The organism is Micromonospora sp. NPDC049366 (genome assembly GCF_044466625.1).
Lineage (GTDB): Bacteria > Actinomycetota > Actinomycetes > Mycobacteriales > Micromonosporaceae > Micromonospora.
Window position 1 is genome coordinate 746,597 of the sequence record NZ_JBITMV010000001.1, and the last position, 11,908, is coordinate 758,504.

At 74.7% G+C, this 11,908-nt stretch carries 8 protein-coding genes; 5 read left to right on the top strand and 3 right to left on the bottom strand.

The features are described from left to right. Positions 1 to 24: 24 nt before the first annotated feature. Positions 25 to 573 (bottom strand): sugar O-acetyltransferase, encoded by a 549-nt coding sequence (locus ACIBTV_RS03565; protein WP_396701884.1) that lies wholly within the window; start codon positions 571 to 573, stop codon positions 25 to 27. A gap of 151 nt (positions 574 to 724) precedes the next feature. Here ACIBTV_RS03565 and ACIBTV_RS03570 point away from each other — a divergent pair, with 151 nt between their 5' ends. Continuing rightward, positions 725 to 4,063, top strand: coding sequence for a S8 family serine peptidase (locus ACIBTV_RS03570; RefSeq protein WP_396701886.1), 3,339 nt, complete (start codon positions 725 to 727; stop codon positions 4,061 to 4,063). Between the two features lie 51 nt (positions 4,064 to 4,114). Here ACIBTV_RS03570 and dapD read toward each other — a convergent pair whose 3' ends face one another. Then, a complete protein-coding gene (gene dapD / locus ACIBTV_RS03575; RefSeq protein ID WP_396701888.1) occupies positions 4,115 to 5,074 on the bottom strand; it encodes a 2,3,4,5-tetrahydropyridine-2,6-dicarboxylate N-succinyltransferase in 960 nt (319 codons plus the stop codon). Between the two features lie 101 nt (positions 5,075 to 5,175). On the opposite strand from dapD, the gene dapE reads away from it, so the two are divergent. Further along, on the top strand, positions 5,176 to 6,249 hold the full coding sequence (gene dapE / locus ACIBTV_RS03580) for a succinyl-diaminopimelate desuccinylase (protein WP_396701890.1): 1,074 nt from the start codon (positions 5,176 to 5,178) through the stop codon (positions 6,247 to 6,249). Positions 6,250 to 6,273: 24 nt separating this feature from the next. Here dapE and ACIBTV_RS03585 read toward each other — a convergent pair whose 3' ends face one another. Further along, positions 6,274 to 6,447 (bottom strand): hypothetical protein, encoded by a 174-nt coding sequence (locus ACIBTV_RS03585; protein WP_396701892.1) that lies wholly within the window; start codon positions 6,445 to 6,447, stop codon positions 6,274 to 6,276. 155 nt (positions 6,448 to 6,602) lie between these two features. Between ACIBTV_RS03585 and ACIBTV_RS03590 the strand changes: the two genes are divergently transcribed. From ACIBTV_RS03590 to ACIBTV_RS03600, 3 genes are all read left to right on the top strand, one after another. Next, positions 6,603 to 7,478 carry a TIGR00730 family Rossman fold protein gene (locus ACIBTV_RS03590; protein WP_396701894.1) on the top strand — a complete coding sequence of 292 codons (876 nt, stop codon included), beginning with the start codon at positions 6,603 to 6,605 and terminating at the stop codon, positions 7,476 to 7,478. Positions 7,479 to 7,481: 3 nt separating this feature from the next. Continuing rightward, entirely contained in the window at positions 7,482 to 8,027 is a 546-nt protein-coding gene (locus tag ACIBTV_RS03595; RefSeq protein ID WP_396701896.1) for a TIGR00730 family Rossman fold protein, read from the top strand. 158 nt (positions 8,028 to 8,185) lie between these two features. Further along, complete coding sequence (locus tag ACIBTV_RS03600; protein ID WP_396701898.1) at positions 8,186 to 11,890, top strand: ATP-dependent helicase; 3,705 nt, start codon at positions 8,186 to 8,188, stop codon at positions 11,888 to 11,890. Positions 11,891 to 11,908: the final 18 nt, after the last annotated feature.

The window sequence follows — 11,908 nt, forward strand, 5'->3', positions numbered from 1 at the left end:
TGCAGGTGAAGGGCTTGATCGTGGTCAGTCGACGGCGCGTACCGGGCGGGCGGGGTTGCCGAGCGCGACGACGTTGGGTGGTAGGTCGCGGGTCACCACGGCACCCGCGCCGACGACGGTGTTCGCGCCGACGGTGACTCCGGCGAGGACGATCGCACCGCCGCCGAGCCAGACGTTGTCCTCGATGGTGATGGGTTTCGCGGACTCCCACTTCGCCCGTCGTGGTTCGGGCGGCACCGGGTGGGTCGGGGTGAGCAGTTGGACGTTCGGACCGACCTGGACGTCGGCGCCGAGGACGATGGGCGCGACGTCGAGGAAGACCGACTGGTAGTTGATGAAGGTGCCGGGGCCGATGCGGATCCGGTGGCCGTAGTCGCAGTGGAAGGGCGGCCGGATCCAGGCGCCCTCGCCGACCTCGCCGAGCAGTGCGCGGAGCGCCGCCAGGCGGGCGGTGGGGTCGTCGGCGGGGCTGGTGTTGAAGCGTTCCATCAGTCGGGCGGCGCGGTCGAGGTCGGCGGTGATCTCCGGGTCGTCGGCCTGGTAGAGCTCGCCGGCGAGCATGCGTTCCCTCATGGACGTCACCGCTCGATCATCCCGAGCGGTCCTCGGCCGTGCCGGCGACTTGGTCGGATTTACGACTTCCCTACTGCATACCGGGTATGCAACCCTGACGGTTGTCAATGTGTCTCTCGTTGGTTAACGACGCTCCACCGAGGAGGATCCGTTGCACAGAATCCGGAGAATTTCCGGCGTCGGGCTCGCGTTCGCGCTCGTGCTCGCCGCCCCGACGGCCGTCTCGGCGGCTCCGCCGACCGAACCCGGCCCGGCGGTGGCCGCCCCACGCGCCACGTCGGTGCCCGCCGACCACACCACCGTCACGCTGCTCACCGGCGACCGGGTGACCGTCACCCGGTCCGGGGGCGCGAGCGTACGACCCGGCGCGGGGCGCGAACACGTCCACTTCCTCACCTCGCGCCACCGCGGCCGGCTCTCGGTGGTGCCCCACGACGCGCTGCCGCTGATCCGCGACGGGCGGGTCGACCGGCGGCTCTTCGACGTCACCGGCCTCATCGCCGCCGGCTACGACGACGCCCGCAGCGATCACCTGCCGGTGCTGCTCCGCCCGTCGTCGACCGGGGCCGCGCGGCGGGCCGCCGCGCCGGCAGGCGTGACCATCACCCGGGAGCTGCCCGCGATCCACGGACTCGCCGGCACCGCGGCGAAGCAGCGGGCCACCGAGGTGTGGGCCGCGCTCACGGGTCGGGCCGGAGCCCGGGTCGACACGGCGGGGGGTGTCGACCGGATCTGGCTCGACGGCCGGCGGAAGGTCACTCTGGACCACAGCGTCCCGCAGATCGGCGCGCCCGCCGCCCACCAGGCCGGCTACACCGGCCGGGGCGTCCGGGTCGCGGTGCTGGACACCGGGGTAGACACGACGCATCCGGACCTGGCCGGCCGGGTGGCCGAGTCGCAGAACTTCACCGAGGAGCCCGCGACGACCGACGTGGTCGGGCACGGCACGCACGTCGCATCGATCATCGCCGGGAGCGGCGCCGCCTCCGGCGGCCGCTACCGGGGCGTGGCACCGGACGCCACCCTGCTCTCCGGCAAGGTGTGCGAGGTCTTCGGCTGCACCGATTCGGCGATCCTCGCCGGTATGCAGTGGGCCGCCGTCGACCAGCGTGCGGACGTGATCAACATCAGCATCGGCGGCATGGACACGCCGGAGCTCGACCCGCTCGAAGAGGCGATCAACCAGCTCACGGCGGCGACCGGCGCGCTCTTCGTGGTCTCCGCCGGCAACGACGGCGGCTTCGCCCCGGTCAGCTCACCGGCGACCGCCGACGCGGCGCTCGCCGTCGGCGCCGTCGACCGCGACGACGTGCTGGCCGAGTTCTCCAGTCGTGGCCCGCGCACCGGCGACGAGGCGCTCAAGCCGGATCTGACGGCTCCGGGCGTGGAGATCGTCGCCGCCCGCGCCGCGGAGGGCGTGATCGGTGACCCGGCGGGGGAGGGGTACGTCTCGATCTCCGGCACCTCGATGGCCGCCCCGCACGTCGCCGGCGCGGTCGCCCTCCTCGCCCAGCAGCACAGCGGCTGGGCTGCCGGGCAGCTCAAGGCCACCCTGATGGCGTCGGCGAAGCCGCACCCGGAGCAGTCCGCGTACGAGCAGGGGGCCGGTCGGGTCGATGTGGCCCGGGCGATCACGCAGACCGTCACCAGTGAGCCGGTGAGCGTCTCGTTCGGCCGGACGACCTGGCCGCACCAGGACGACACCCCGGTCACCCGGGAGGTGACCTGGCGCAACGACGGCACGGCACCGGTCACTCTCGACCTCACCGTCGAGGCCACCGGCCCGACCGGCGCACTGGCACCGGCCGGCCTGTTCACCCTGAGCGCGGCCCAGGTCACCGTGCCGGCCGGCGGCACGGCCTCGGCCACGGTCACCGCCGACACCCGGATCGGTGACGCGGACGGCCACTACACCGGCCGCGTCGTCGCCCGCGCCGGGGACAGCGTGGCCGTCACGCCGTTCGGTGTGCACCGGGAGGTGGAGAGCTACACCCTCACCGTCCGGCACCTCGACGAGACCGGGGCCCTCACCGGCAACGCGTTCACCGTCCTCGCCGGGCTGGACGAGTCCGGCGGGCAGGAGGCGTCCGACCCCGACGGGACCACCGAGCTGCGGATGCCGAAGGGCCGGTACGGGGTGTTGACCTTCCTCAACGGCGGGGACGAGGAGAACCCCCGGACGGCGTTGATGGCCCGCCCCGAACTGGTGCTCGACCGGGACACGACGATCCCCATCGACGCGCGGCAGGCGAAGCCGGTGCGGACCACCGTGCCGGACCCGTCGGCCACACCGGCTCTGGTCGAGGTCGGGGCGAACGTGTTCGCCGCCGACGGCGGCGCGTACGGCTTCAGCGCGCTGGGCCTCGACTTCAGCGGGCTCTCCAGCGGCCAGCACGGCCCGGCCGGGTCGCCGGAGCACTTCCTCGGCACGGTGAGCAGCCAGTGGGCCGACCGGACGGCGGCCAGCAGCCCCTACCTCTACGCGCTCAGCGAGGGATTCCCCGGCCGGCAGCCGACCGGCTTCGACCGGCACTACCGCAGCCGAGACCTGGCCACGGTCACCCACCGGTTCCGCGGCGGCTACCCCGGCCTGAGCACCGAACGGGTGGTCTTCCCGCACCTCGAACCGGACGTGGGCGGTTGGGCCGCCGTGCTGCCGACGTCGCTGCCCGGGCAGCGGGTCGAGCACTACAACACCCGCGGGGTGCGCTGGTCCGGGGAGATGACCTTCGGCGTGCCGACCGAGGACGGCTGGATCGAGCCCCGGGCGGTGCTGGTCGGCGAGGAACAGACCTACCGGCCCGGCCGGAAGTCGCGAGAGGACTGGAACAGCGCGCCGTACGGGCCGTCCTTCCCGGCGCCCCGCTGGCCCGGTCAGGGCCTCACCCGGCTGGGCGACCTGATCGTGCTCGACGTGCCGCTGCACGGCGACGCTGACGGGCACGCCGGCGGGTCCCTGCCGGAGAGCGCCCGGACCGCCCTCTACCGCAACGGGAAGCTGGTCGGGGAGAACGGCGAACCCGGCTACGGCGAGTTCGAGGTGCCGGCCGGCGCCGCCAGCTACCGGCTGGCGACGGTGACCAGGCGGAGCTTCACCGACCTGAGCACCGAGGTCGGGGTCGCCTGGACGTTCCGGTCCCGACACGTGCCCGGTGAGGACTTCGCCCGGCTGCCGGCGATGGCGGTCCGCTTCGCGCCACCGCTCGACGTGGCCAACACCGCGCCGGCCGGACGCGCCTTCACCATCCCGGTCACGGTGGAGCGGCAGCCCGGCGCGCCCTCGGCCCGGGTCGCGGCGCTCACCGTCGAGGTCTCCTACGACGGCGGCGCGACCTGGCAGCGGGCCAAGGTCCGGCCCGGTGACGGCGGCTGGAAGGCCACCGTGCGGCACCCGGCCGGCAGCGGCTACGCGTCGCTGCGGGCCACCGCCCGGGACACCGCGGGCAACACGGTGACGCAGCACATCATCCAGGCGTACCGGCTGCGCTGATGGCGTACGCCCGCCGGGTCCGCGGTCGTCCGCGGACCCGGCGGGTTCGCGTCAGTCGTTGGCGTGCAGCGCGGCGTTCAGCTCGATGCCGCGACCGGTCCGCGGCTTCGCCTCCAGCGCGCCCGTCACCGAGTTGCGCCAGAAGAGCAACCCGTCGACGCCGGAGAGCTCGCGGGCCTTGACCACCCGCCCGTCCGGAAGCGTGATCTTCGACGCGGCGGTGATGTAGCAGCCCGCCTCGACCACACAGTCGTCACCGAGCGAGATGCCGACGCCCGCGTTCGCGCCGATCAGGCTCCGCTCGCCGATGCTGATCTTCTCGGTGCCGCCGCCGGAGAGGGTGCCCATGATCGAGGCGCCGCCGCCGATGTCCGAGCCGTCGCCCACCAGCACGCCCTGGACGATCCGGCCCTCGACCATTGAGGAGCCCATCGTGCCGGCGTTGAAGTTGACGAAGCCCTCGTGCATGACCGTGGTGCCGGAGGCCAGGTGGGCGCCGAGCCGCACCCGGTCCGCGTCGGCGATCCGCACCCCGGAGGGGACCACGTAGTCGGTCATCCGGGGGAACTTGTCCACCCCGTAGACCGCCAGGTGCCGGCCCGCCGTGCGCTCGATCACCCGCAGCTCGTCCACCCGCTCCGGCGGGCACGGCCCGGCCGAGGTCCAGGCCACGTTGGCGAGCTTGCCGAAGATGCCGTCGAGGTTGATCTCGTTGGGCCGGACCAGCCGGTGGGAGAGCAGGTGCAGCCGCAGGTACGCGTCCGCCGCGTCCTTGATCGGGTCGTCCAGCGAACCGATGACGGTGACCACCTGGACGGCCCGCAGGCCCGGCAGGCCCCGCTCGCCGATCGCGCCCGGCGGCAGGTCGAGCACGTCCGACTTCTCCTCGCCGGGCACCAGCGGCAGCTCGCCGAGCCCCAGCTTCCCGGTCGGATACCAGGTGTCGAGCACCTGGTCGTCGGCGGTGACGGTGGCCAGGCCGATGCCCCAGGCGGATTGTGCGGACGTCACTGCTTCACCTCTCGTTCGCGGCTGCGGGCCGGTCTCGTACGCGCTGCGGGCCGGCAAGATCACTGCTCGTCCCCACCGGGTCTGACGGTACCGTGCGAATCATGGAGAACCCGCTGACCCCCGAGGTCCTCGCCGATCCGGTGGCGCTCACCCGCGTCCTCGTCGACATAGAGTCCGTGTCCCTCAACGAGAAGGCGATCGCCGACTGCGTGGAGGAGGTGCTGCGGCGCGTGCCGCACCTGACGACGTTCCGGCACGGCAACACGGTGATGGCGCGCACCGACCTGGGCCGGGCGCAGCGGGTGGTGCTGGCGGGGCACCTGGACACGGTGCCCCTGAACAACAACTTCCCGTCCACCATGCGCGGCGACCTGATGTACGGCTGCGGCACGTCCGACATGAAGTCCGGCGTCGCGTACGCCCTGCACCTGGCGGTGACCCTCCCCGACCCCCGCTACGACCTCACGTACTTCTTCTACGAGGCCGAGGAGATCGAGTCGAAGTACAACGGGCTGCACCTGGTCGGCGAGGCGCACCCCGAGTGGCTCGCGGCCGACTTCGCGGTGCTGCTGGAGCCGACGTACGGGGTCGTCGAGGCCGGCTGCCAGGGCACCATGCGGGCGATGGTCACCACCACCGGTGTCCGGGCCCACTCGGCGCGCTCCTGGCACGGGGTGAACGCCATCCACGCCGCCGGTGAGGTGCTGCGGCGGCTCCAGGCGTACGAGGCGCGGCGCGTCACGATCGACGGCTGCGAGTACCGGGAGGGCATGAACGCGGTGCGGATCCACGGCGGCGTCGCCGGCAACGTGATCCCGGACCGCTGCGAGGTCGAGGTGAACTACCGGTTCGCCCCGGACCGGACGCCCGAGGAGGCCGAGGCGCACCTGCGGGAGGTCTTCGCCGGCTTCGACCTGGCCGTCACCGACTCCGCGCCCGGTGCCCTGCCCGGGCTGGAGGCGGCCCCGGCCCGGGAGTTCCTGGCGGCGGTCGGCGCCGCGCCGATCGGCAAGCTGGGCTGGACGGACGTGGCGCGGTTCGCGGCGCTGGGCATCCCCGCGCTGAACTTCGGCCCGGGCGACCCCAACCTGGCGCACCACCCGGACGAGCACGTCGAGATCAGCAAGATCCGGGACGGCGCGGCGACCCTGCACCGCTGGCTGGCCTCCGCCTGACGCCGCCGACCAGCCAGCGGGTGGTCAGACCGAGGCGGTGACGGACGGGTTCGTGGTGGGCCGGGCGTCGGCGGCGTCGACGGACGACTCGGTGCCGGCCGGCTCCAACTGACGGGCGCGGCGGCGCTCGGCCACCACGTCACGGATCCGCCGCTGCATCTGACGGCGGATCCGGATCATCTCGCTGTTGCTGATCACGCTGGCTCCTCCCCCGAAGGCGCGCGCCGGGGCATACCCGGTATGTGAATAGTAAGACGTACGGGCGACCGAAATAGTTGCCCAAGATCGCGAACTATTTCGGCGCGTTCTCGCCCCGCGCACCCGGCCGGTGCCGCTCCACTACGGTGGCTTGCATGAGCCAGAGCAACGGGCGGGACGCGGGCCGGGTGCCCGGGCGGGAACGGCACCGCGGCGCGGTGACCCTGCGTCGCCAGGCGATCCCGACGAGCACCGCCGACCAGCGGCTGCTCGACTCGCGCGGGCGAGGCGACTGGAAGACCCGGGACGCCTGGCGGGCGCTGCGCATCCTGTCCGAGTTCGTCGAGGGCTTCGACACCCTCGCCGACCTGCCGCCGGCGGTCAGCGTCTTCGGTTCGGCGCGCAGCGGGCCGGACAGCGCCGAGTGCGTGCTGGCCGAGGAGTTGGGTGCCGCCCTCGCCCGGGCCGGCTACGCCGTCATCACCGGCGGCGGCCCGGGCGTGATGGAGGCGGCCAACCGGGGCGCCAGCGAAGCCGGTGGCCTCTCCGTCGGGCTGGGCATCGAGCTCCCCTTCGAACAGGGCATCAACGACTGGGTCGACCTGGCCATCGACTTCCGCTACTTCTTCGCCCGCAAGACCATGTTCGTCAAGTACGCCCAGGCCTTCGTGGTGCTACCCGGCGGGTTCGGCACCATGGACGAGCTGTTCGAGGCGCTCACCCTGGTGCAGACCGGCAAGGTCACCCGGTTCCCGGTGGTGCTGATGGGCGTGGACTACTGGCGCGGCCTGCTCGACTGGCTCCGCGACACGATGGCCGCCGGCGGCAAGATCGGGCCGGTGGACCTGGACCTGATCTGTCTCACCGACGACGTCAACGCCGCCGTCCGGCACATCGTCGAGGCCGAGGCCGCGCTCTCCGCCGAGCAGGAGGCGGTCCGGGAGGAGGCGGTCGCGCGTACCGGCGCCGACCAGCAGGCCGCCGCGGCCGAGCACGCCGCCGCCGACCGGCGCGAGGCGGAGGAGGACTGAGCCGTGGCCGCCATCTGCGTGTTCTGCGCCTCCTCCCGTACGCTCGACGAACGCTGGCTGCGGCTCGCGGCCGACACCGGCGCCGAGATCGCCCGGCGTGGGCACACCGTGGTCAGCGGCGGTGGCTGTGTCGGCATGATGGGCGCGTTGGTGGACGGCGCCCGGGCGGCGGGCGGCCGGACGGTGGGCGTGATCCCCCAGGCGCTGGTCGACCTGGAGGTCGCCGACCTGAAGTCGGACGAGCTGCTCATCACCGACTCGATGGCGAGCCGCAAGACCCTGATGATCGACAAGTCGGACGCGTTCCTCACCCTGCCCGGCGGGCTGGGCACGCTGGACGAGCTGTTCGAGGTCTGGACGACGGCGACCCTCGCCCTGCACGGCAAGCCGATGGTGTTGGTGGACGCGGACGGCTTCTACCGGCCGTTGCTGGACTGGCTGGCCACGCTGACCGACCAGCACTTCCTCAAGCCGGCGGGCCTCGGTCTGCTCACCGTCGCCGACTCCGTCCCCGCCGCCCTGGCCACCCTGGAGTCCCACCTCTCCTGACCCGCCCCGCATCCCGCCCGGCGCGTGACGCGGTTGATCACGAAGTTATTGCGCGTGTCGTCGGCGTGTCGCGGCAACAACTCCATGATCGACGGGGTAAAGGCGGGTGGGCGGGGTGGCGTGCGGGGGGTGTCGTACGGGCGTGGTGGGATGAGCTGATGCAGGCGTACCGGTTGGTGCGTCGGCCCCCGCTGCCGACCGACGGGCTCGGCCGGCACCCCGGGCCGACCGACGAGCTCGGCCGGTCCTCCGGGACGGCCGACGGTGCCGGGCAGCCTGCGACGGGCGACGGCGGGCGGTCCCCGGGCCCGGCCGACGGTGCGGGGCGGGCCGAGTCCGGCGTCGACCCGGCGCGGCCGTGGCGGAACGACGCCGTGCAGGCCGAGGTGGTCGGGCACACCGACGGGCCGATGCTGGTCGTCGGCGGGCCGGGCACCGGCAAGACCGGCACGCTCGTCGAGGCGGTCGCCGCCCGGGTGGCCGAGGGGGTCGACCCGGAACGCATCCTGGTGCTGACCTTCAGTCGCCGGGGCGCCACCACGCTGCGGCACCGCATCGAGGCGCGCGTGGCCCGCGACGGTCACCGGGTGCTGCGGGAGCCGCTGGTGCGCACCTTCCCGGCGTACGCCTTCGGGCTGCTCCGCCGCGCGGCGGCCGAGCGGGGTGAGCCCTCGCCCCGGCTGCTCACCGGTCCCGAGCAGGATCTGATCATCCGTGAGCTGCTCGACGTGGTCGGCGAGGAGCCGGAGGACGACCCGGTCGGCTGGCCCGAGGACCTGCGCCCGGCGCTGCGCACCCGTGCCTTCGCCGCCCAGCTGCGGGACCTGCTGATGCGCGCCGCCGAGCGGGGGGTGGGTCCCATCGAGCTGGCTCGCCTCGGCGAGAAGCTGGGGCGTGCCGACTGGCCGGCGGCCGCGCGCTTCATCCGGGAGTACGTGGCGGTGCTCGCCCTGCGGGACGTGAGCAACCGCGGTTCGATCGCGTACGACCCGGCCGAGCTGGTGCGGGCCGCCACCGGCATGCTGCGCGACGACGAGGAGCTGCTGGCCGCCGAGCGGCGCCGGTTGGCGTACGTCTACGTCGACGAGCTGGCCGACACCGACCCCGCCCAGCTCGACCTGCTCGCCGTGGTGGCGGGCGGGGGCAAGCCGCTGGTGGCCTTCGCCGACCCCGACTCGTCCACGTACGCGTTCCGGGGCGCCGACCCGGCCGGCGTCACCTCCTTCCCGCACCGGTTCCGGACGGCGTCCGGCGCGCCCGCCGCGCAGGTGCTGCTCGCCACCTCCTACCGGGCCGGCCCGGAGCTGCTGGCCGCGACGGCCGGCGTGGCGCGGCGGCTGCGTGGCCCGGCGCGGCACCGCCGGCTGCGTCCGCTGCCCGACGCGCCACCCGGTGTGGTCGAGGTCCACACCTTCCGCTCGGGCACCAGCGAGGCCGCCTGGCTGGCGCACACGCTGCGGTCGGCGCACCTGCTCGACGGGGTGCCCTGGTCCGAGATGGCGGTGCTGGTCCGGTCGACCGCGCGCCAACTGCCCAGTCTCCAGCGGGCCCTGCACGCGGCCGGCGTGCCGACCGTCGTGCACGGTGAGGACCTGCCGCTGCACCTGCAACCGGCGGTCGCGCCGCTGCTGCTCCTGCTGCGCTGCGCGCTCTCGCCGGAGCAGCTGGACGAGGAGGCGGCCGTCGCGCTGCTGCACTCTCCGCTGGGCGGGGCCGATCCGCTCGCCGAGCGGCGGCTGCGCCAGGGCCTGCGCGCTCTCGCGTTGGCCGGTGGCGACCGGCGGCCGTCCGGCGAGCTGATCGTCGAGGCGTTGCGCGACCCCGCCGAGCTGGCCGCGATCGACCGGCGGTGGGCCGAGCCGGCGCAGGCGGTGGCCGGGCTGCTGGCCACGGCGCGGGCGGCGGCGGCCCGTGCGGGCACCACGGCGGAGGACGTGCTCTGGGCGGTGTGGCAGGCCAGTGGCCTGGCAGAGCGGTGGGCCGGTGCGATCGTCCAGGGTCGGCCGGTGGCCGGCGAGGGGGACCTCGCGCGGCGGCGTCGGGCCGAGGCCGCCGACCGGGACCTCGACGCGGTGATGGTGCTCTTCGACGCGGCCGCGCGGTTCACCGACCGGCTGCCCGGCGCGCGCACCGAGGTCTTCCTCGACCACGTCCTCGCGCAGGACCTGCCGGCCGACACGCTCGCACCCACCGCCGACCGTGGCGACGCGGTCCGGCTGCTCACCGCGCACGCCGCGAAGGGCCTGGAGTGGGACCTGGTCGCGGTGGCTGGGGTCCAGGAGGGTGTCTGGCCGGACCTGCGACTGCGCGGCAGCCTGCTCGGCTCCGAACGGCTGGTCGACGTGCTCGCCGGGCGGGCCGTCGACGCGGGCGGGGTGGCCACGGTGGTCGGCCAGACGTCGGCGCTGCTCGACGAGGAGCGACGGCTGTTCCACGTCGCGGTGACCCGGGCGCGCCGCCGGCTCCTGGTCAGCGCGGTCGCCTCCGCCGCCGTGGGCGGCGACGACCACGAGGAACAGCCCAGCCGGTTCCTGCACGAACTCGCGCCGACCGCGCCGCCGGGCGATGCCCCGCCCGGCCCGCGGGCCACCCCGGACGACGGCCCCGAGCCGACCCCGCCCGGCCCGCGACCCGCCCCGGACGGCGACGCGGCCGTGCCGCACGGCGCGGCCACCGCACCGCCGGACGGCGTCGCGCAGCCGGACACCGCCGCGCCGCGGGACGGCGTCGCGCCGCGGGACGGCGTCGCGCGCCAGGGCGGCGTCGCGCGGGCCGGCGGCGCGACCGGCGAGGACGATGCCGACGAGGACGGCGACGAGCCGACCCGTCCCGGCGTGCTGCCGATCACCCGACCGCCCCGGGCGCTGACGCTGCCGGCGCTGGTCGCGGAGCTGCGTACGGCGGTCGTGGACCCGGCCGCCTCGTACGCCCGGCGGCGCGCCGCGGCGGCCGAGTTGGCGCGGCTGGCGGCCGCGGGCGTGCCCGGCGCGCACCCGGACGACTGGTGGGGGCTGCGCGGGCTCTCCGACGACCGTCCCCTGGTCGACGAGGGGGAACCGGTCCGGGTCACCCCGTCGGCGATGGAGAGCGCCCTGCGGTGCAGCCTGCGGTGGCTGCTGGAGCGGCACGGCGGCAGCGCGCCGGCGACCGCCGCGCAGGGCGTGGGCAACCTGGTGCACGCCGCCGCGATGCTCGCCGAGGACGCCAGCGCCGACCGGGGCGCCCTGCTCGACTACGTGGCGGCCCGGTTCGACGCGATCGAGCTGGCCGCCCGCTGGATGGCCGGGCCGGAGCGGCAGCGGGCCGAGGCGATGGTCGACAAGCTGCTGCGCTGGTTGGCCGTCAACCCCCGCCGGCTGCTCGCGATCGAGCACGAGTTCGCGGTCCGGCTGGACGACCCGACCCGGCCGGTCGAGCTGACCGGCCGGGTGGACCGGCTGGAGGTCGACGCCGACGGCCGGCTGGTGGTGATCGACCTGAAGACCGGCAAGTCGACCGCGGTCACCGGCAGTGACCTCGCCGAACACCCGCAGCTCGGCGCCTACCAGGCGGCGGTGGAGGCGGGGGCGTTCGCCGACTTCGGCGACGAGTCCGGCGGCGCGGCCCTGGTGCAGCTGGGCACGACCGCCAAGGACGCGAAGGAGCAGAGCCAACCGCCGCCCGGCGAGGGGCCGGAGGCCGGCTGGGCGACCGCCCTGGTGCGGCGCACCGCCGATACGATGGCCGCCGCCACCTTCGCCGCGGTCGCCAACTCGAAGTGCCGGGTCTGCCCGGTGCGGACCAGCTGCCCGGTCTCCGGTCAGGGCCGCCAGGTGGTCGAACCGCCGGCCGTCCGCCGGGACGAGCCGGGTGGGACGCCGTGAACGCGGGGAGCGAGTCGC

Coding starts and splice junctions, on each gene's coding strand:
- ACIBTV_RS03600 (WP_396701898.1), top strand. CDS start 8,186: ATGCAGGCGTACCGGTTGGTGCGTCGGCCCCCGCTGCCGACCGACGGG.
- ACIBTV_RS03590 (WP_396701894.1), top strand. CDS start 6,603: ATGAGCCAGAGCAACGGGCGGGACGCGGGCCGGGTGCCCGGGCGGGAA.
- ACIBTV_RS03565 (WP_396701884.1), bottom strand. CDS start 573: ATGAGGGAACGCATGCTCGCCGGCGAGCTCTACCAGGCCGACGACCCG.
- dapE (WP_396701890.1), top strand. CDS start 5,176: ATGGAGAACCCGCTGACCCCCGAGGTCCTCGCCGATCCGGTGGCGCTC.